This is a genomic window from Streptomyces sp. NPDC041940, from assembly GCF_055589465.1.
In genome coordinates, this window is the sequence record NZ_JBVJBP010000006.1 from 15,019 (window position 1) to 35,732 (window position 20,714).

The window sequence follows — 20,714 nt, forward strand, 5'->3', positions numbered from 1 at the left end:
TCTTCCTTCTGGGTCCGCTGCTGTTCGAGTAACCCGAGATAAACCGAACAAACGCGCGCCGGTGTTCAGCGCCCCAGCGTCAGCTCCGCCCACACCTGCTTGCCGCCGCTGACCGGCAGTGTGCCCCAGGTCGCCGCGAGCGCCTCGACGAGGAGGACGCCCCGGCCGCCGGTGGCCTCCCAGCCGATGCTGGTCGGTCTGACCGGGGAGCGGGGTGAGGCGTCGGCGACGGCGATGCGCAGGCGGTTGTTGACGAGCGTGAGGTCCATGCGGACCTGGCCGTCGGTGTGGACGAGTGCGTTGGTGACGAGTTCGGAGACGATGAGGAGGGCGGCGTCGAAGTCCTCGGTGACGCTCCAGGAGCGCAGGGTGCGCCGGGCGAAGCGGCGGGCGTGCCCGACCGCCTGCGGCACGCGCCAGACCGTCCAGCTCTCCCGCAGCGGGCGCAGGTCCATGCCGTCGTAGCGCAGGAGGAGCACGGCGACGTCGTCGCTGCGCTGGGCGCTGCCGAGGAGGGCGTCGGCGACGAGCCCCGGATCGACGGGGGCGGACGCGGCCAGCTCGGCGGCGAGGCGGTCCATGCCCTCGTCGATGTCGGAGTCGGGCGTCTCGACGAGTCCGTCCGTGACCAGGGCGATCAGGGTGCCGGGTGGGAGGCGGAGCGGGCTCATGGGGAAGTCGGCCTGGGTGATCACCCCGAGGGGCGGGCCGCCCTCGGCCTCCGCGATCTCGGTCGTGCCGTCCGGGTAGCGCAGCACCGGCGGCAGGTGCCCTGCGCGCACGCACCAGGCGGAGCCCTCCTCCAGATCGATGTCGACGTAGGCGCAGGTGGCGAAGAGGTCGGTCTCCATGTCCATGAGCAGCCGGTTGGCGTGGGAGACCACCACGTCCGGCGTGTGCCCTTCGACGGCGTAGGCGCGCAGGGCGGTGCGCATCTGGCCCATGAGGGTGGCGGCGCCCGCGCTGTGGCCCTGGACGTCGCCGATGACGAGGGCGACGTGGTGGTCGGGCAGCGGGATGACGTCGTACCAGTCGCCGCCCAGCTCCAGCCCCGCCGTGCTGGGCAGATAGCGGGCGACGGCCTCGGCGCCCGGCAGCCGGGGCAGGCGGCGGGGCAGCAGCTGGCGCTGGAGCATGCCGACGAGTTCGTGTTCGGCGTCGAAGGCGCGGGCCCGCATCAGGGCCTGTCCGGCGAGGCCGGCGCAGGCGGTGAGCAGGGCGCGTTCGTCGGAGCCGAAGTCGTGCGGCGTGTCCCAGCCGATCAGGCAGGCCCCGGCCATGCGGTTCCCGGCGGGCAGCGGCAGGACGGCGAGGCCGCCGGGGCCGACCTCGGCCAGGCCGCGTTCCAGGGCGCTGCCGGCGGGCCAGATCCGGGCGCGGCCCTCGCGCAGGGCGGCGGCGAGGGTGGGCATGGCGCGTACGGGCGCGTCGGGCCATTCGGTACGCCACTCCCGGCGCCACAGCTCGGGCCAGGACTCGGGTTCGGGCGGGTCCAGGACGGTGACGACGAGCCGCTCGCTCTCCAGCTCGGCGAGCGCGATGCGGTCGGCTCTGAGCGGCCGGCGCAGGGCGGCGACGACGGCCTCGCCGACGTCGCGGACGGTGACGGCGGTGGCCAGCGCGGTGGCCAGGCGCTGGACGCGGGCCACGTCGGTGACGTCGGAGCGCAGCGTGGAGGCGTCGTCGACGGTGCCCACGAGCCGCGCGGAGTGGCCCACGCCGCCGGGCAGCAGGCGCCCGCGCAGCCGGAGCCACTTCGGCGGTCCGGTGGGCTGGAGCACCCGGAACTCCAGCTCCCGGTCGCCGATGGACAGGTGGTCGGCCTCCACCACGGACATCAGTGAGGGCAGGTCCTCCGGCACGGTCAGGCCGAGCAGGGTCTCGACCCGGCCGTCGAACTCCACGGGGTCCAGGCCGAACAGGTCCAGCAGGTCGTCGCCGGCCCGGACGCGGCCGGTGTCCATGGCGAGGCTGAACGCGCCGGGCGGCAGCTCACCGCCCTCGGCGGGCGCGGCCGGGGCGGGGAAGGCGACCGCCTCGGAGATGAGGTGCAGGCACTCGCGGTCGTCGGCGTCGAATCCGCCGGGGCGCTCGCACACGGCGAGGAGACAGCCGCCGCCGTCCCCCTGGACGGGCAGGGCGGTCAGGAAGAAGTCCCGGGACGGCACGCGGCGGGCCTGGACGTGCTCGGCGAGTTCCGCGGGGCCCAGCGAGACGGGGCGTCCGCCGCGGTGGGCCTCGGCGACCGGGGACCGCCCGGTGCGCGGATAGCTGTCGCGCAGTCCGTACAGCGTCCTCGGCACCCCGGCCGACTCCACCAGGCGCAGCAGCTCGCCGTCCTGGCCGGGGGTGTACAGGGCGGCGAACGCGGCGCCAGCGAAGACGAGTGCCTGTTCGAGGACACGGTGCACTCGTTCTGGCGATTCCTGATCGACGGCGATCGCTTTGAGGGCACCTTCGGCACGCAGCATCCGCGTTCTGCGTTCTTGGGGTTCTCGGGTGCCCTCACTGACCACGTTGGCCATTACAGCGCTTATGCGACACCCGCGCAGCCCCTATGGGCGTTCCGTGGACCAGCACCGACGCGTCCGCTCGAACGGAACCGAACAGGTCTTTACCTATGCGTTCCGCACGCCGTTCTCGTGACAGCCGTGACTGTCCCGGCCCGGCGCGTGGCTGGAAAGCTCGGTGCCGATCACGGAGGGGGACGCATGGACAAGCGGTACGAGGTGTACGCGCTGGCCGACCGGCACTTCTACGAGACACCGGACCGGCTGGCGCGAGGCGGGCAGGAGGCCTCGCAGGGGGCGGCCACGCACCTCTACGAGACGGCCCGCCGGCCCGTGCCCGAGGGGTGGGAGACGGCGCGGATCGGCGACTGGCTGACGATGACGCCGCCCGGTCCGGACGGCGAGCCGCTCCAGGGTCCCGCGCAGGGCTGGAAGATCCACGCCTCGGCGACCCGGGCGAACGCGGAGAAGATCGCCGGGATCGTCTGGGACTACTGCGTCGAGCGGCGCGTCCCCTTCAAGTTCGTGCCCGGACCGCACCTGCTGCACCTGCGCAACACCAAGTACGCGCCCCGCGACGGCAGCGGCAAGTTCGTCACCGTCTATCCGGCCGACGAGGAGCAGCTGCACGAGGTGCTGCGCGAGCTGGGCGCGCTGCTGGAGGGGTTCGAGGGGCCGTACATCCTCACCGATCTGCGCTGGGGCGAGGGTCCGCTGTACGTCCGCTACGGCGCCTTCGCGCGCTCGTTCGTCGTGGACGAGCGGGGCTCGCTGGTGCCGGCGGTGCGCGACGGCGCGGGGCAGCTGGTGCCGGACCGGCGGACGCCGTCGTTCCAGGTGCCGGAGTGGGTGACGCTGCCCGCGTTCCTCCAGTCGCATCTCGACGCGCGGAACAACACGACGACGGGCGAGCTGCCGTACCGCATCGAGAAGGCGCTGCACTTCTCCAACGGCGGCGGTGTGTACGTCGGCACCGACACCCGTGACGGTCGCAAGGTCGTCCTCAAGGAGGGGCGGCCGCACGCGGGGCTCGCCTCGGACGGGGCCGACGCCGTCACCCGGCTGGAGCGGGAGAAGCAGGCGCTGGAGCAGGTCGCGGGCACGGGCGTGGTCCCGGAGGTGCGCGACTGGTTCGAGCTCGGCGGCCACCGGTTCCTGGTGATGGACTTCCTGGAGGGCCGCCCGCTCAACTCGTTCTTCGCCGAGCGGCATCCGCTGCTGGCCCAGGATCCCGACGCGGGGGCCGTCGCCGCCTACACGGCGTGGGCGCTGCGCATCCACCGCGAGGTGGAGGAGGCCGTGGCGGCGGTGCACGCCCGCGGCATCGTCTTCAACGACCTGCACGTCTTCAACATCATGGTCGCGCCGGACGAGGAGTCGGTCTTCCTCCTCGACTTCGAGGCGGCGGCACCGGCCGAGGAGAACGGCCGCCAGGTCGTCGCCCACCCGGGCTTCTTCGCGCCGCCGGACCGCCGGGGCGCCGATGTCGACCGCTACGCCCTGGCCTGTCTGCGACTGGCCCTGTTCCTGCCCGTGACCACGCTGTTCGTGGTCGACCGCGGCAAGGCGGCGCATCTGGCCGAGGTGATCTCGCACGAGTTCCCCGAGGTCCCGCGGGAGTTCCTCGACGAGGCGGTCGCGGAGATCACGCGGGAGGTGTCCGGCCGTGCGGTGGCCGCTCCGTCCGCGCCGGTGGACCCCGGCGACTGGCCGTACAGCCGCGACTCGATGGTCAAGGCGATCCTCGCCTCGGCCACCCCGGAGCGCGACGACCGGCTCTTCCCGGGCGATGTCGCCCAGTTCTCCGACGGCGGCGGGCTGGGGCTCGCCCACGGCGCGGCCGGGGTGCTGTACGCGCTGGACGCGACCGGTGCCGAGCGGTACGAGGAGGGCGAGCGCTGGCTGCTCACCCGGACGGCACCGGCTCCGGTCGGCACGCCGCTCGGTCTGTACGACGGGCTCGCGGGCGTCGCCCTGGTCCTGGACCGGCTCGGGCACCGGCAGCGGGCGCTGGACCTGGTCGAGGGCATCCTCGCGGAGCGGTGGCAGAACCTCTCCTCCGACCTGCACGGCGGACTGGCCGGACTGGGCCTCGTCCTGGGCCGGCTGGCCGAGACGACCGGCGAGACGGAGCTGCGCGAGCGGGCCGACGAGGCCGCGCGGATCCTCGTACAGCGGCTCACCGAGCCGCCCCCGGCCACGCCCAAACGGCGCGCCGGACTGCTGCGGGGCGCGAGCGGTCCCGCGCTGCTCATGCTGCGGCAGTACGAGTGGACCGGCAAGGCGGGATGGCTGGAGGCCGCAGCCATCGCCGTGCGCCGGGACCTGGAGTCCTGCGTGACCCGCGAGGGCGGGTCACTGGAGGTCGACGAGGGCTGGCGGACCCTGCCCTACCTCGGCGACGGCAGCGCGGGACTCGGCATGGTCCTCGACGACCTCGTGGCGCACGCCCCGGACCTCGCCGAAGAGTTCGCCCCGGCCCGCTCCGGTGTGCTGACCGCCGCCACCTCACGCTTCTACGCGCAGCCCGGGCTCTTCCAGGGCCGCGCCGGAATGATCCTGCACCTCAGCCGCACGACCTCGCCGGACGCGACCGCGGACCGGCTGGCCGGGCAGATCGCCGGACTCGGCTGGTTCGCGATGGCGTACCAGGGCCAACTGGCCTTCCCCGGACACCAGATGATGCGGCTGTCCATGGATCTCGCCACCGGAACGGCAGGGTGCCTGCTGGCGCTCGGCGCGGCCCTCGACCCGGCGTCCGACGCCCATCTGCCGTTCCTCCCGCCGCCGAACAGGCGGCCCCTATGACGCGGTTCCGCGATCCCGCGGAGTCGTGACACAACCCCGTCCCCACGGATGACACGGACGGACACCCGATGAAAGGACACACCATGGCACTTCTCGACCTGCAGACGATCGAGTCGGAAGAGCGGACCGACGGCGGCGGCGCCAGCACGGTGAGCCTGCTCTCCTGCATCAGCGCCGCGAGCGTTCTGCTCTGTCTCTGACCGCGTCTGCGGTACGGCTCCGGGCGGCCTTCTCCCTTCGGGGACAGGGCCGCCCGGGGCCCCACCCGTTCCGCGAAAGGCCCCTATGACCCCGCGTGGTGACGACGACCCGGCGGCCGGACAGGCCCGCACGCTGCTGCGTACGGCCACCCGCCACAGCGGGGCCCGCTGTGTGGCCCTGTGCCTGGTGAGCGTCGCCGCGACCGGTGCCGGACTGCTGCTGCCCGCCGCGCTCGGCCGGGCCCTCGATCTTCTGCTGGCGCAGGCTCCGGCGACCCGCTGGGTGCTCTGCTGCGCCGGCCTCGTCCTGCTGCTCGCCCTGCTTGACGCGGCGCAGACCGTCCTCACCGGCACCGTCGACGCCCGTACCACCGCGTGGCTGCGCCGCACCCTGACCGGACACGTCCTGGGGGTCGGCCCCCGGGCGGCCGACCGCTTCGGCTCCGGTGACCTCGTCGCCCGTCTGGTCGGCAACGCGGCCGAGGCGGGGACCACGCCCTCGGCCCGGGCGGCACTCCTGGCCGCGCTGGCCGGCCCGATCGGCGGCGTGGTCGCGCTCGGCCTGATCGACTGGTGGCTCGCGGCCGTCTTCCTCGCCGGAGCCCCCGTCCTCACCCTTCTGCTGCGTGCCGTCTCCCGTGGCACCTCGGAGAGCGCGGCCCGGTACCAGCGGGCCCAGGGCCGGATCGCGGCCGCGCTGGCGGAGGCCGTCGAAGGCGTCCGTACGGTCCGGGCGGCGGGTACGGAGGACAAGGAGACCGCCCGTGTGCTGCGCCCTCTGCCCGATCTGTCCCGGGCCGGGCACCGCATGTGGCAGGTGCAGGGGCGGGCCGCCGCGCAGGCGGTCGCCGTGGCACCGCTGCTGCACCTCGGGGTCGTCGCCGTGGCCGGTGTGCTGCTCACCCGGCACCGGCTCTCGGTGGGGGACGTCCTCGCCGCCTCGCGGTACGCGGTGCTCGCGACGGGCGTCGGCGTCCTGGTCGGCCGGCTCGCGGGCCTGGCCCGGGCCCGGGCGGCGGCCCGGCGTCTCGGAGAGGTACGGACCGAGCCCGCGACCGGGTTCGGCGTACGACGGCTGCCCGACGGACCCGGCCGGCTGGAGCTGCGCGGTGTGACGGCCCGGCGTGGCGGACGCGTCGTGCTCGACGGAGTGGACCTCGTCGTGCCGGGGGGCACGACGCTGGCCGTGGTCGGCCCGTCCGGCGCGGGCAAGTCGCTGCTGGCGGCCCTCGCCGGACGGCTGGCCGACCCGGACGAGGGCGAGGTGCTCCTCGACGGGGTGCCGCTGCGCGACCTGCGCCACGCCGACCTGCGCCGCGCGGTCGGCTACGCCTTCGCCCGCCCGGCCCTCCTGGGCGGCACGGTCGGGCAGGCGATCGGCCTCGGCCTGCCGGACCCCTCCCCCGCCCGCGTCCGAGAGGCGGCCCGCACGGCCCTCGCCGACGACTTCGTCCGCCGCCTCCCCCACGGCTACGACACGGCCGTCGCCGACGCCCCGCGCTCCGGCGGCGAGTCCCAACGGCTCGGCCTCGCCAGGGCGTTCGCCCACGGCGGTCGGCTGCTGATCCTCGACGACGCCCTCTCCAGCCTCGACACGGTGACGGAACGCCACATCACCGACGCCCTCCTCGGCGACGGCCCGGGCGGCACCCGGCTGCTGGTCGCCCACCGCAGCGCGACGGCGGCCTCCGCCGACGCGGTGGCCTGGCTGGACGACGGGCGGGTGCGCGCGGTGGGGCGGCACGAGGAACTGTGGCGGCTCGCGGCGTACCGGGCGGCGTTCGGGGAGGGGACGGAACCGGCGAGTACGGGTGCGAGTGCGGAGGGAGGTGTGCCGGCATGACGGGCCGGATCCGTAAGCGCGCGGGGTCCCAGGACGGCGGATCACCCGGCGGAACCGGCCTCCCCGCCCGGGGCCTGCGCTTCCTGCTGGCCCGCCGCCGGGTGCTGTTCCGCCTGGTCGCCTGGTCCGTGCTGGAGACCGGGCAGACCTTCCTCATCGGCTACGGTCCCGCCCGCGCCCTGGACGAGGGGTTCCTGCGCGGGCGGGCGGATGTCGGGCTGATCTGGCTGGCGGTGACCGGGCTCGGTGTGCTCGTCGGCGCGTGGGGGACCGCGCGGGTGTACGCCGCCGTCGCCGCGCTGGTCGAACCCCTCCGGGACCGGCTCGTGGAGCGGGTCGTCTCCCGCGGGGTGCGGACCGGTGACACGGGCTCGTTGTCGGGGCTCACCCAGCAGGTGGAGATCGCCCGGGACACCTTCGCCGGGCTGGTGATGGTCTCCCGCTCCTTCGTGTTCACCGCCGCCGGTGCCCTGGCCGGCCTGTTCGCCCTCGCCCCGCCCCTGCTGCTCGTCGTCGGGCCGCCCCTCGTCGCCGGAGTGGCACTGTTCGCGGCGACACTGCGGCCGCTCGCCCGGCGGCAGGAGACGTTCCTCGTCGCCGACGAGGCGCTCGCCGGTGAGCTGGGCGCCGTCTGCCCGGGCCTGCGGGACATCACCGCGACCGGCGCGGAGGCGCACATCGCCGCCGGCGCCGGCGAACGGGTCGAGGCGGAACTGCGCGCGGCGCGTGCCCTGGCGCACTGGGGTGTGCTGCGCGTGGCGTCCCTGGCGATCGGTGGCCAGTTGCCGATCGTGCTGCTGCTCGTCGCCGCCCCGTGGCTCCTGGCCCACGGCGTCACCACCGGCGCCCTGGTCGGTGCCCTCGCCTACGTCACCCAGTCCCTGCTGCCCGCCCTGCGCAACCTGGTCCACGGGCTGGGCACGAGCGGCTCCCGGCTGACGGTGGTGCTGCGCAGGCTGGCCCGGACGGACACCGACAGGCCCACGGAGAAGCCGGACCCCGGACTCCCCGCGCCGGAACCCACCGAGGGCACGCCCCCGGCCTTCTCCCTCACCTCCGCCACCTTCGCCTACGGCCCCGCCAGCGCCCCCGTGATCCAGGACCTCGACCTCACCCTTCCGGCCGGCGGGCACCTGGCCGTCGTCGGCCCCAGCGGCACCGGCAAGTCCACACTCACCGCCCTGGTCGCCGGGCTCCTCACGCCGGACCAGGGGACGATCACGGTGGGCGGACACACCGTGCCCGGACCGGAGGCGGCCGCCGCGCGCGTGCTCATCCCGCAGGAGGCGTACGTCTTCGACGCCACCCTGGCCGAGAACCTCGCCTACCTGCGGCCGGACCCGGTGCCCGAGGAGGAACTGCTGGCCGCGGCGGAGGCGGTCGGCCTCGCCCCGCTGGCCGGCCGGCTCGGCGGTCTCGGCGCGCGGGTCGACCCGGCGGCCCTGTCGGCAGGCGAACGCCAGCTGATCGCGCTGACCAGGGCCTATCTGTCGTACGCGCCGCTCGCCCTGCTCGACGAGGCGACCTGTCACCTCGATCCGGAGACGGAGGAGCGCGCGGAGCGGGCCTTCGCCGCGCGGCCGGGCGGGACCCTGGTGGTCGTCGCCCACCGCATCAGCTCGGCCCGCCGCGCCGGCCGGGTGCTGGTCATGGACGGCAGGAGCACGGCGTACGGCGGCCACGAGGAACTGCTGCGGACCTCGGCGCTCTACCGCGACCTCGTAGGCAGCTGGGCGCCCGGTCCGTCCCGGCGGCGGTCAGAGCCAGCCCTGTCCCTGCGAGATGCGTATGGCGTCGATGCGGTTGCGGGCCCCGGTCTTGCGGGTGATGGCCGCCATGTAGTTGCGCACGGTCCCGTGGGACAGGTGCAGACTCCCGGCGATCTCCGCGATGGAGGCTCCCTCGGCCGCGAGGGTTAACACGCTCAGCTCTCTTCGGGTGAGCGGCATCTCGGCGGCCTTGAGGAATCCGAAGCCCAGTGAGTCGTTGACGAAACGTTCCCCCTCAGCAACGCGGCGGATTCCGCGCAGCAGGTTCTGCGGCGAGCGCTCCTTGTCGACGTAGCCGAGCGCGCCCGCCTCGACCGCCCGTTTCAGCAGTCCGGGCCGGTTCGCGGTGGAGAGGACGAGTAATCGGGGGCGGGCCCGGTCCGGGCCCGGCCGGCACAGGTCGCCCAGTGGGGGGATGCCGTAGGAGTCCGCGCACTCCAGGTCGGCCGCACAGACGTCCGGGCGCACGGACCGCACCAGGCCCGAGGCGCCGCGCCACGGCGTGTCGTGCACCGCCAGGTCAGGCTCTCCCCGCAGCCACTCCGCCAGTACCGATCGCACCAGACACTCGTCATGCACCAACAGCACCCGGATCACTGCCACCCCCTCGGCTCGCCGTACGCCCCCCTCGTCGTGTTGAGCGTCTGTTCCATTGTTCGTGATGGTGACCCTGCGTGGGCGCGAAGATCCGGCCATCAAGGGGCGTGGGGGCGCACGCGCGGCGCCCGTACGCCCGGTCGCGCTTCGACTTCGGCGGCATGGGACACGGCGGTCGGGGTACGCGGAATTCTTTGACGGAGCCGCAAGACTGTAACCGACGGTAACCGTAGGGCCGTCCCGGTGCCGCTCGTCGTGCGCGACGGGCCGCCAGGGTGGAGATTTGTTCCTGAGCCCGGTCGCGCGGCCGTGCGAGGAGGTGGTCGGCGTGTCCGACGGGCAGTCGTCCGCACAGGCGCCGGCAGCCGCCAGGACGCCCGTCGGCCGTCCCCTGCTGTCCCTGGCGCTGGCCTCGATGATGGACGAGGTGCACGCCCATTCCGGCGCGGTGTACCTCATGGCGGCGGATCAGCCGGTGCTGGAGATGGCGGTGATGGCCGGGCTGCCCCGGGCGTTCGCGGCGCCCTGGGAGCGGGTGGCGCTGAGCGCGCCGATCCCGGTCGCCGACGCGGCGCGCGAGCGGCGGCTGGTCTGGGTCGGCGGCGAGGAGGAGATGGCCCGCCACTATCCGCGGATCGCCGTGGTGCTCCCCTATCCGTTCGCTCTGGCCGCGGTGCCGGTGGCCACCGAGTCCACCGTCCACGGCGCGGTGTTCGTGACCTGGCCGGGCTCGCACCCGCCGGAGCTCTCCGACCATGAGCGTGAGCATCTGACGGCGGCCTGCGGCCGGCTCGCGGTCCGGCTGGAGCGGGCGGCCGAGCACAGCATCCCGCCGCACCCCGAGACCGACGTGCTCGCCTCGCCCCTGGTGAGCGGGATCGCCGGCACGCTCGGCACGGTCGAGGCGGCCCGGATGGTGAGCCGGCTGCCGTACGGGCTGGTCTCGCTGGATCTGCACGGGCGGGTCGGCTTCGTCAACGCGGCGGCGGCCGAGCTGCTGAACGTCCCGGTCAGCCGGCTGCTCGGCACCCAGCTGTGGGCGTCGGTGCCGTGGCTCAACGACCCCGTGTACGAGGACCGTTACCGGGCCGCGCTGCTGAGCCAGCACACCACGTCGTTCGTGGCGCTGCGCCCGCCCGGCGAGTGGCTGTCGTTCCGGCTGTATCCGAGCACGACGGGCCTCAGCGTCCGGATCACCAGGTCGCGGGCCGTGTCGGAGATGAACCGCGCCGCGCCCTCGCCCGACGGGACGCCGTCCCGGCTGGTCACCATCTCCCAGGTGCTGAACCTGGCCGGCGCGCTCACCGAGGCGGTCGGGGTGCAGGACGTGGTGCAGCTGGTCGCGGACGAGATCGCCCCGACCGTGGGCAGTCAGGCCCTGGTCGTGCTGGGCTCGCAGGCGAACCGGCTGCGCGTGCTCGGACATCGCGGGTACCGGGACGCGCACACGGTGGAACAGTTCGACGGGATGCCGCTCACCGAGCCGATGCCCGGCACGAAGGTGCTGCGGACGGGCGTGCCCGCGTTCTTCGAGTCGCGGGAACAGCTGGAGCGCCTCTACCCGGCGCGACTCGCCACCCCCGACGGGTTCGCGGCGTGGGCCTATCTGCCGCTCATCGCGCAGGGACGGCCGGTGGGGACGTGCGTGCTCTCCTTCACCGAGCCGCACCCCTTCCCGACGGAGGAGCGGGCGGTGCTGACCAGCCTGGCCGGGCTGATCGCCCAGGCGCTGGAGCGGGCACTGCTCTACGACGCCAAGCACCGGCTCGCGCACGGCCTCCAGGAGGCGCTGCTGCCGCACTCGCTGCCGTCGCTGCCGGGTATCGAGGCGGCCGGCCGCTATGTGCCGGCCACTCAGGGCATGGACATCGGCGGCGACTTCTACGACCTGGTGGGCACTCAGGGGACGGCGGCGGCGGTGATCGGGGATGTGCAGGGCCACAACGTCACGGCGGCCGGGCTGATGGGGCAGGTCCGCACCGCGGTGCGCGCGTACACGGCCGTGGGCCAGGCGCCCGAGGAGGTCATGCGCAGCACCAACCGGCTGCTGCTCGACCTGGGTTCCGACCTGTTCGCCAGCTGTCTGTACCTGCGGCTCGACCCGGCGCACGGCCGGGCCGTGATGTCCCGGGCGGGTCATCCGCCGCCGCTGCTGAGACGGCCGGACGGGCGGGTGCGCGTCCTGGACCTGGCCGGGGGGCCGCTGCTGGGGATCGACGCCTCGGCGGTGTACCCGACGACGGAGGTCGCCCTCACCCCCGGCTCGCTGCTCGTCCTCTACACCGACGGGCTGGTCGAGTCCCCCGGCACGGACTTCGAGGAGGCCCTCGCGGACCTGGGCCGGCGCCTGGCCGACGCCGGGGACCAGCCGCTGGACGAGCTGGCCGACAGTCTCATTCATCAGGAGCGGCACCATCGGGACGGGGAGGAACGGCTCGACGACATCGCGCTGTTGCTGCTGAGGGCCGTCGGGTAGGGCAGGCGGGGCACGGCATACACGGACGGGCCGGTCCCCCCGCACGAGGACCGGCCCGGTGCACCGCCGTACGGTGCTCGAATGTGCCGGTGGGCCGACCCGGTCCCGCCAGGAAGGGGGCGGGACCGGGGCGGCATCGTCGGACCGGCTCCGACGGTTTTCAGGTCAGCGGGACTCGGTCAGACCCGAGTTGTCCTCGACGCCCTGCCCGGCGTCCTGACCGGCACCGGCATCAGCGCCGGCTCCCGCTTCCTCGCCTCCGGCCTGCTCGCCGGCACCAGCACCGGCCTCTTCACCGGCACCCGCACCGGCACCGGCCTCCTCGCCAGCACCGGCCTCCTCACCGGCACCGGCTTCCTCACCAGCGCCCGCACCGGCACCGGCCTCCTCGCCCGCACCGGCCTCCTCACCGGCACCGGCCTCTTCACCGGCACCGGCGCCGGCACCCGCGCCGCCCGCGCCGAGGGTCGCGCCGACGGCCTCCAGGGCGGTGGTCACCGGCTGGAAGAACGTCTCGCCGCCGGCCGTGCAGTCACCGCTGCCGCCCGAGGTCAGGCCGATCGCGAGACCGTCCTGGGTGAACAGCGAGCCGCCGCTGTCGCCGGGCTCGGCGCAGACATTGGTCTGGATGAGGCCGGTGACCGTGCCCTCCGGGTAGTTCACCGTGGCCTCGAGGCCGAGGACCTGGCCGTCGTTGAGCCCGGTGGTGCTGCCCATCCGGAAGACCTCCTGGCCGACGGTCGCCTCCGCGGCCTCGGTGATCTGGACGGTCTGGTCGCCGGTGTTGACCTCGCTGGGCGCCTCGGTCGCCGGGTCGTCGTACTTCACGAGCGCGAAGTCGCCGTCGCCCGGGAAGGTCGACTGGTCGACCGTGGCGATCGGCTGGCCGCCCTGCGCGTCCGACCACTCGTTGCCGCCGAGGGTGCAGTGACCGGCCGTCAGGAAGGCGGGCGAGCCGTCGCCCGCGGTGACGTTGAAACCGAGGGAGCAGCGCGAGCCGCCCGCGAAGATGGCGTCGCCGCCGGAGACGAACGGCTTGAAGGTGCCCGCGGACTTCGAGAGGGTCGCCATGCCGGTACCGAGGCTCTTGACCGTCGATTCCAGTCTGTCCCACTTGGCACCCGTCACGGTGCTGTCGGCGGTGACACGCAGCTTGTTCGTCTGCGGGTCGATCGACCACGAGGTGCCCGCGATGGTCGCGTCGGACTTCAGGGTCTGCGCCCCGCTCTGCAGCTCCGACCAGCTGTTCTCGACCTCGCGGACCTGTGCGCCGGCCGCCTTCGCCTGCACGATCACGTTGTTGTTGTCACCCGGTACGACGTTGACGATGAGCTGCTGGCTGTCGCCGTCGTAGTAGGAGCCGCCGAACGCCTCACCGAGGAGCCCGGAGAGCTGCGAGGCGAGATCCGAGGCGTCGCCCGCCTTCAGTGTCTTCGGCGCGGCGGCCGCGTCGTCGGACGAACCGTCCTGTGACGCGTTGGCGTTGGGGAGCAGGATCGCGGCCGCGCCCAGCGCCACCACGCCGCCCACCGCTATCGCGGCCTTGCGCTTCGGAATTCGCTTGTGACTCAAACTTCTCTCCTCCTGGGGGGGGGACGGAGCCTTGCCGCCGTCCGGCAGCTTCTGGGGGGCGCCTGGATGGCTGTAGGTACGCAGGGGTCGCATGGGGCGTTCAATCGCGTTTGCAAGTGATCCCTTCGCATCGCGGAATCAGCCAACTCCCGCCGCCCGCGCACCGACCCGCCCTGTCGACGACTTCCCTGGTCAGGGCGAGCGGGCCGGGCGGAGGACCCCCGTCGGCCCAGGACAGCGCCTGGCTTGATGACGGTCTTTCGGCTGCGGCCCTCGCCCCGGCCCGCCGAACCGACACGATCCGTATCCGGCCGGAGACGGTCTGTCGCGAACACCGAGCCGAATCCCGACTTCAGCGAATCTGCACATCGAATGCTCAACCCAGTCACCAAGCGGAGGGTTATCCACAAGCGGGAGGTGCCTGTCACGCCTTTGGGGCGGGAGTGCCGGATTCGCCGCCTCCGGATGCAAGGCGCCGGATGGGCCGATGCTGTGGCGCATGTGAAGAAGTCGCCACCAAGACGTGCACGCTCCTGCACCAATAGGTACCGCTGGGGCGCAAATTCCCTGGTGAGACGCATGGTTGATTGGAAGCGCGGACCCGCAGCGTGCTTTGATCCATCGCATCGCGGGAGCCGCGGAGGGCACTCCGGAAACGGGTGCCCGGCGCTCGCGGTCGCGGCCGTCATCTGTCCCCAGAGGGGGCCGCTCCCCCCTTGTGAGATATCCATATGAAGGGAAGTTCCATCATGAACTCCACCCCCCAGGTTGAGACCGTCGAGATCGCCGACGCGCAGCTGGACGCCATCTCCGGCGGCCTGTCCGTGAACGCCGTCAACACCGTCACCGACACGGTCGACGGCATCGCCCCGGTCTCCGGCGTGGTCGACACGGCCGTCGGCACCGTCGAGGGTGTCACCGGCCTGAACACGGCCCCGGTCACCGGCCTGGTCTCCGGCCTCTGATCGAGCCTTTGTGCCGTTGATTCCCGGAACCGCAGCCGGCGGTTCCGGGTTCTTCGGGTGCCGTGACCGTTTCCGTCACGGCCGTAAGTACCTCTTCTACGGGTGAGGGAAGTTCCTTGCAGTTCCGCCAACAGGCCCTCGCCAAGCTCCAGTCACCGGAGGAACTCGACCTCCCGGTGCGTTTCGCCCGCCCGCAGGGCTGGCTCGTGCTCGCGGTGACCGTGGTCGCGATGGCGGCCGCCTCGGTGTGGGCGGTGACCGGCTCGGTGGCCTCCACCGTCAGCGCACCCGCCATCCTCACGCACGGGCAGGGCAGTTACCTCCTCCAGAGCCCCGTCGCGGGCCAGGTCACCGCGGTCCTCGCGAAGCAGGGCAAGCAGGTGGCCGCGAACTCCCCCGTGCTGAAGGTCCGTACGCCCAAGGGCGAGGTCGTCGTCCGCGCGCTGGACGCGGGCCGGGTCTCCGGGCTCGCCGCGACCGTCGGGCAGATCATCCAGACGGGCGCGAACGTGGCCGCCGTCGAGAAGGTCGCCCACACCGAGGACGCGTTGTACGCGACCCTCTACGTCCCCGCCGAGAACGCCGCCTCCATTCCGGACGACGCCTCCGTGGATCTGACCGTGCAGTCGGTGCCGACCCAGGAGTACGGCGTGCTGCGCGGCCATGTGAAGTCGGTGGACCGCACCGCCCAGTCTCCGCAGCAGATCGCCGCGTTCCTGGGGGACAGCCAGCTCGGCGAGCAGTTCACCAAGAAGGGCAGGCCCGTGGCCGTGACGGTCCGGCTGGACAAGTCGTCCGCCACGAAGAGCGGATACAAGTGGTCGTCCGCGGACGGTCCGCCGTACAAGCTGACCTCGATGACGATGGCATCGGGTTCGATCCGGCTCACCGACCAGCGTCCCGTCGACTGGCTGCTGCCATGAGCGCCACCGCACAGGAGCCCCGGAGCAGGCGCCGCGCGGCCCCGCCGAAGCGCAAGGTACCCAAGGCCGCAGCGAAGACCGTCCGTACGCCCACCGTGCTCCAGATGGAGGCCGTCGAGTGCGGCGCCGCCTCTCTGGCGATGGTGCTCGGCCACTACGGCAAGCACGTCCCGCTGGAGGAACTGCGCATCGCCTGCGGCGTCTCCCGCGACGGCTCGCGCGCCAGCAACCTCCTCAAGGCGGCCCGCAGCTACGGCCTGACGGCCAAGGGCATGCAGATGGACCTGGCCGCCCTCGCCGAGGTGAAGTCGCCGGCCGTCCTGTTCTGGGAGTTCAACCACTACGTCGTCTACGACGGCATGGGCCGCCGCTTCGGGCGCCGCGGCGTCTACATCAACGACCCGGGCAAGGGCCGCCGCTTCGTCCCCATGGAGGACTTCGACGGCAGCTTCACCGGTGTCGTGCTGGTCATGGAGCCCGGCGAGGACTTCGCCCGGGGCGGCCGCAAGCCCGGCGTCCTGGGCGCGATGCCCGCCCGGCTGCGCGGCACCGCGGGCACGATGCCCGCCGCGGTGCTCTCCAGCCTGCTGCTGGTGGCGGTCGGCGCGGCGGTGCCCGCGCTCAGCCGCACCTACATCGACGAGTTCCTGATCGGCAACCAGACGTCGCTGCTCAGTGTGCTGTTCGCCTCGATGGCGGCGTGCGTGCTGCTCACCGTCGTGCTGACCTGGCTGCAGCAGGCCAACCTGCTGCACGGCCGCATCATCTCCTCCACTCTCTCCAGCGCCCGCTTCCTGAGGCATCTGCTGCGGCTGCCGGTGACGTTCTTCTCCCAGCGCAGCCCCGCCGACCTGGTACAGCGCCTGCAGTCCAACGACGCGGTCGCCGAGACCCTGTCCCGCGACCTCGCGGCGGCGGGCGTGGACGCGATCGTGGTCGTCCTGTACGCGGTGCTGCTGTACAGCTACGACCCGCAGCTGACGTTCGTCGGCATCAGCGTGGCGCTGCTGAACATCGTGGCCATGCGGGTGGTCGTACGGCTGCGCGCGACCCGCACGGCGAAGCTGCGCGCCGACACGGCCCGGCTCACCAACACCGCCTACACCGGTCTCCAGCTGATCGAGACGATGAAGGCGACCGGCGGCGAGGACGGCTACTTCCGCAAGTGGGCCGGGCAGCACGCCACCACGCTGGAGGAGCAGCAGCGGCTCGGTGTGCCGAGCGCCTGGCTGGGCGTGGTGGCGCCGACCCTGGCCACCCTCAACAGCGGGCTCATCCTCTGGATCGGCGGCATGCGGGCGGTCGAGGGCCACATCTCGGTCGGTCTGCTGGTCGCCTTCCAGGCCCTGGTCGCCCGCTTCACCGCCCCGCTGACCCGGCTCAACGGCGTCGCGGGCCGCATCCAGGACTTCGCGGCCGACGTGGCCCGGCTCAAGGACGTGGAGAACTTCAAGGCCGACCCGCTCTACGGCCGGCCCGACTCCGGCGACGGGTCGACGCGCCGCCTCCAGGGGCATGTCGAGCTGGAGAACATCACCTTCGGCTACAGCCCGCTCGACAAGCCCCTGCTCACCGGCTTCGACCTGACGGTCGGCCCGGGGCGGCAGGTCGCGCTGGTCGGCGGTTCCGGCAGCGGCAAGTCCACGGTGTCGAGGCTGATCTCCGGCCTGTACGCGCCGTGGGAAGGTGTGATCCGCATCGACGGACAGCGCATCGACGACATTCCGCGCGGGGCGCTGGCCGCCTCCGTCTCCTTCGTCGACCAGGACGTGTTCCTCTTCGAGGGCAGCATCCGCGACAACGTGGCGCTGTGGGACCCGTCGATCCCGGACGACGCGGTGGAGGACGCGCTGCGCGACGCGGCCCTGTACGACGTGGTCACGCGGCGCCCCGGCGGCATCCACAGCAAGGTCGAGCAGGACGGCCGCAACTTCTCCGGCGGGCAGCGCCAGCGGCTGGAGATCGCGCGGGCGCTGGTGCGCCGGCCGAGCATCCTGGTACTGGACGAGGTGACGAGCGCGCTGGACGCGGAGACCGAGCTGGTCGTGATGGACAACCTGCGCAGGCGCGGCTGTGCCTGCGTGGTGATCGCGCACCGGCTCAGCACCGTGCGCGACAGCGACGAGATCGTCGTCCTGGAGCACGGCACGGTCGTGGAGCGGGGACGGCACGAGGAGCTGGTGGCGCGCGGCGGCGCGTACGCCACGCTGGTCAGGGAGCGGTGAGATGACGACCGTTCAGGGACATGAGGGCGACCTCGTCCTGGGCGCCTTCGGGCAGATGGGCTCGCGCATCGACTGCGCCGGGTTCAACCGTCTCGACCTGGAGGGCCCGCAGGTGCTGTGGCTGGTCGTCTCCGGTGCCGTGGACCTGTTCGCGGTGGACGCCGGCCAGCAGGGCCACTGGCATCACCTCGGCCGTCTCGAGCCGGGCTCACTGGTACTCGGCCCGGTGCCCGGCCCTCAGCACACGCTGGTGGCCCGCCCGCTGCGGGACTGCGTGGTGCACCGGATCGGCCTGCGCGAGCTGTACCAGCCAGCCGACACCGCGACCTGGTCGTACGACGAGTACGGCAATCCGCAGTACGTGCCGCCGACGACGTCTCCGCTGGAGTACGCGCTGGCCCTGGGCGTCGGCCGCAGTCTGTCCATCCTGTTCCAGGCGCCGATGGCGACGGAGCGGGCCGCGGCGCCCACGGACGACGACGTGTTCTGGATGCAGGTGCCGCCGGGCAGCGTGCAGTACGGCTCGCTGTACGGCGCGGAGGCCGCGGCCGACCTGCTGATGGACCCGGGCCTGTGGCAGAGCATGGTCGACCAGCAGTACCGGCTGCTGACCACGCTGGACCGCTGGATCGAGCAGCTGGAGCGCACCCACGAGACGCGCACGGCCGAGGGCATCAAGGCCGGTGAGGCGGTCCGTGCCCAGGCCGACCAGACGCTGCTGGCCTCCATCGGCAAGCGGTCCTCGAAGCGGACCACCTCGGCCGATGCCGATGCCTCGTACGCGGCCTGCAAGCTGGTCGGCCAGGCGGCCGGGATCAGGATCACCGAGCCCACCCAGAAGGGCACCGGCGGCGACCGCCTCGACCCGGTCGAGCAGGTCGCGCTGGCCTCCCGCGTCCGCACCCGGGCCGTGCGCCTGGACGGCCGCTGGTGGCGGGACAACGTAGGGCCGCTGGTGGGTCACCGGGCCCTGTCGGGCGCGCCGGTGGCGTTGCTGTGGCGGCGCGGCGGATATGTCGCCGTCCATCCGTCGACCGGCCGTGAGACGCCGATCGAGAAGGCCAACGCCGACGAGTTCGAGCCGCGTGCGGTGATGTTCTACCGCCCGCTGCCCGAGCGGGGGCTCAGCCCGCTCGGGCTGCTGCGGTTCTGTATGCAGGGCATGCGCGGCGACCTGACCGGTCTGCTGCTGAGCGGCCTGGTCACGGTGGCGATCGGCTCGATGGTGCCCATCGCGACCGGCAAGGTGCTCGGCGAGTTCGTGCCGAAGGCCCAGACGAACCTGATCGTGCAGGTGTGCCTGGCGGTGATGCTCAGCAGCGTGGTGGCGGCGGCCTTCATGCTGTTGCAGAACCTCACCATCCTGCGCATCGAGGGCCGGATCGAGGCCACGCTCCAGCCGGCCGTGTGGGACCGGCTGCTGCGACTGCCGACGCGGTTCTTCACGGAGCGCTCCACCGGCGAGCTGGCCAGCGCGGCGATGGGCATCAGCTCGATCCGCCGGCTGCTGGCGGGAGTCGGGCCGACGGTCGCCCAGTCGGTGACCATCGGGGCGATGAACCTGGGGCTGCTGCTGTGGTTCAGCGTGCCGATGGCGATGGCCGCGATCGGCATGCTCGTCGTCATCGCGGCCGTGTTCCTGGGGCTGGGACTGTGGCAGGTGCGCTGGCAGCGCCGTCTTGTGGTGCTCTCCAACAAGCTGAACAACCAGGCGTTCCAGACCCTGCGCGGCCTGCCCAAGCTGCGGGTGGCCGCCGCCGAGAACTACGCGTACGCCGCGTGGGCGTCGGAGTTCGCGCGCAGCCGGGAGCTCCAGCAGAAGGTCGGCCGCATCAAGAACCTCTCGGCGGTGCTGGGCGCGGTGTATCTGCCGCTGTGCACGCTGCTGATGTTCATGCTGCTGGCGGGTCCGGCCCGGGGCTCGATGTCGGCGGCCGCGTTCCTCACCTTCAACACCTCGGTGACGATGGTGCTGACCTCCGTCACCCAGCTGACCGGTTCGTTCGTCTCCGCGGTGGCCGCGCTGCCGTTGTTCGAGGAGATCAGGCCGGTGCTGGACGCGACGCCGGAGGTGCGTACCGCGAGCACGCGGCCGGGTCCGCTGTCCGGCGCGATCGAGGCGCGGCGGGTGTCCTTCCGGTACTCGGACGACGGTCCGCTGATCCTGGACGACGTGTCGTTCGAGGTGAAGCCGGGCGAGTTCGTCGCGGTCGTCGGCCCCAGCGGCTGCGGCAAGTCGACGCTGCTGCGCCTGCTGATCGGCTTCGACCGGCCACTGTCGGGCAGTGTGCTGTACGACGGGCAGGATCTGGGGGCCCTCGACCAGTCGGCGGTGCGCCGCCAGTGCGGTGTGGTACTCCAGCACGCGCAGCCGTTCACCGGCTCGATCCTGGACGTCATCTGCGGCACCGAGCCGTACACGCCGGAGGAGGCGATGGCCGCGGCCGAGATGGCGGGCCTCGCCGAGGACATCAAGCGGATGCCGATGGGTCTGCACACCATCGTCGCGGGCAGCGGCGCCGTCTCCGGCGGCCAGCGCCAGCGGCTGATGATCGCGCAGGCGCTGATCCGCCGGCCGCGCATCCTGTTCTTCGACGAGGCGACCAGTGCCCTCGACAACGAGACGCAGCGCACGGTCATCGAGAGCACCAAGGCGCTCAACGCGAGCCGGGTCGTCATCGCGCACCGGCTGTCCACCGTGATGGACGCCGACCGGGTCGTGGTGATGGAGGACGGCAAGGTCATCCAGCAGGGTCCGCCCGACCTGCTGCTCGCCGACACGAACGGCCGGCTGCACGAGCTGGTGCGGCGCCAGATGGCGTGAGT

The 20,714-nt window shown here is 72.9% G+C and carries 11 protein-coding genes and 1 pseudogene; 9 read left to right on the forward strand and 3 right to left on the reverse strand.

Going from position 1 to position 20,714, the window contains the following annotated elements; translation table 11 throughout:
• Nucleotides 1–65: 65 nt before the first annotated feature.
• Entirely contained in the window at nucleotides 66–2,525 is a 2,460-nt protein-coding gene (locus ACZ6I3_RS12630) for a SpoIIE family protein phosphatase (RefSeq protein WP_469414115.1), read from the reverse strand.
• 186 nt (nucleotides 2,526–2,711) lie between these two features.
• Here ACZ6I3_RS12630 and lanKC point away from each other — a divergent pair, with 186 nt between their 5' ends.
• The 4 genes from lanKC (at nucleotide 2,712) to ACZ6I3_RS12650 (ending at nucleotide 9,280) form a co-directional block, all read left to right on the forward strand.
• A complete protein-coding gene (lanKC, locus tag ACZ6I3_RS12635; RefSeq protein ID WP_469414117.1) occupies nucleotides 2,712–5,318 on the forward strand; it encodes a class III lanthionine synthetase LanKC in 2,607 nt (868 codons plus the stop codon).
• 83 nt (nucleotides 5,319–5,401) lie between these two features.
• A complete protein-coding gene (locus ACZ6I3_RS12640; RefSeq protein WP_010040504.1) occupies nucleotides 5,402–5,518 on the forward strand; it encodes a SapB/AmfS family lanthipeptide in 117 nt (38 codons plus the stop codon).
• An 85-nt stretch (nucleotides 5,519–5,603) separates the two neighbouring features.
• The gene (locus tag ACZ6I3_RS12645; protein ID WP_469414119.1) at nucleotides 5,604–7,361 is read left to right on the forward strand and encodes an ABC transporter ATP-binding protein; all 1,758 of its coding nucleotides are present in this window, start codon (nucleotides 5,604–5,606) and stop codon (nucleotides 7,359–7,361) included.
• Nucleotides 7,358–9,280, forward strand: a complete 1,923-nt coding sequence (locus ACZ6I3_RS12650) for an ATP-binding cassette domain-containing protein (RefSeq protein ID WP_469414120.1) — start codon at nucleotides 7,358–7,360, stop codon at nucleotides 9,278–9,280. The genes ACZ6I3_RS12645 and ACZ6I3_RS12650 overlap by 4 nt, the downstream gene beginning before the upstream one ends.
• Here ACZ6I3_RS12650 and ACZ6I3_RS12655 read toward each other — a convergent pair.
• Nucleotides 9,203–9,826: pseudogene (locus ACZ6I3_RS12655) on the reverse strand (response regulator transcription factor); the annotation flags it as partial. The gene ACZ6I3_RS12650 and the pseudogene ACZ6I3_RS12655 overlap by 78 nt on opposite strands.
• 220 nt (nucleotides 9,827–10,046) lie before the next feature.
• Between ACZ6I3_RS12655 and ACZ6I3_RS12660 the strand changes: the two are divergent.
• The gene (locus ACZ6I3_RS12660) at nucleotides 10,047–12,203 is read left to right on the forward strand and encodes a PP2C family protein-serine/threonine phosphatase (protein WP_469414552.1); all 2,157 of its coding nucleotides are present in this window, start codon (nucleotides 10,047–10,049) and stop codon (nucleotides 12,201–12,203) included.
• Nucleotides 12,204–12,368: 165 nt separating this feature from the next.
• Here the strand turns inward: ACZ6I3_RS12660 and ACZ6I3_RS12665 are convergent, their stop codons facing one another.
• On the reverse strand, nucleotides 12,369–13,775 hold the full coding sequence (locus ACZ6I3_RS12665) for a S1 family peptidase (protein ID WP_469414121.1): 1,407 nt from the start codon (nucleotides 13,773–13,775) through the stop codon (nucleotides 12,369–12,371).
• Nucleotides 13,776–14,524: 749 nt separating this feature from the next.
• Here ACZ6I3_RS12665 and ACZ6I3_RS12670 point away from each other — a divergent pair.
• The 4 genes from ACZ6I3_RS12670 to ACZ6I3_RS12685 all read left to right on the forward strand — a co-directional run bounded on the left by ACZ6I3_RS12670 (nucleotide 14,525) and on the right by ACZ6I3_RS12685 (nucleotide 20,712).
• Nucleotides 14,525–14,740 carry a type A2 lantipeptide gene (locus ACZ6I3_RS12670; RefSeq protein WP_184587045.1) on the forward strand — a complete coding sequence of 72 codons (216 nt, stop codon included), beginning with the start codon at nucleotides 14,525–14,527 and terminating at the stop codon, nucleotides 14,738–14,740.
• Nucleotides 14,741–14,856: 116 nt separating this feature from the next.
• The gene (locus ACZ6I3_RS12675; protein WP_469414122.1) at nucleotides 14,857–15,663 is read left to right on the forward strand and encodes a biotin/lipoyl-containing protein; all 807 of its coding nucleotides are present in this window, start codon (nucleotides 14,857–14,859) and stop codon (nucleotides 15,661–15,663) included.
• A complete protein-coding gene (locus tag ACZ6I3_RS12680; protein ID WP_469414123.1) occupies nucleotides 15,660–17,888 on the forward strand; it encodes an NHLP family bacteriocin export ABC transporter peptidase/permease/ATPase subunit in 2,229 nt (742 codons plus the stop codon). The genes ACZ6I3_RS12675 and ACZ6I3_RS12680 overlap by 4 nt, the downstream gene beginning before the upstream one ends.
• Before the next feature lies 1 nt (nucleotide 17,889).
• Nucleotides 17,890–20,712: an NHLP bacteriocin export ABC transporter permease/ATPase subunit gene (locus ACZ6I3_RS12685; protein WP_469414126.1), complete on the forward strand. Its 2,823-nt coding sequence runs from the start codon at nucleotides 17,890–17,892 to the stop codon at nucleotides 20,710–20,712.
• Nucleotides 20,713–20,714 lie beyond the last annotated feature (2 nt).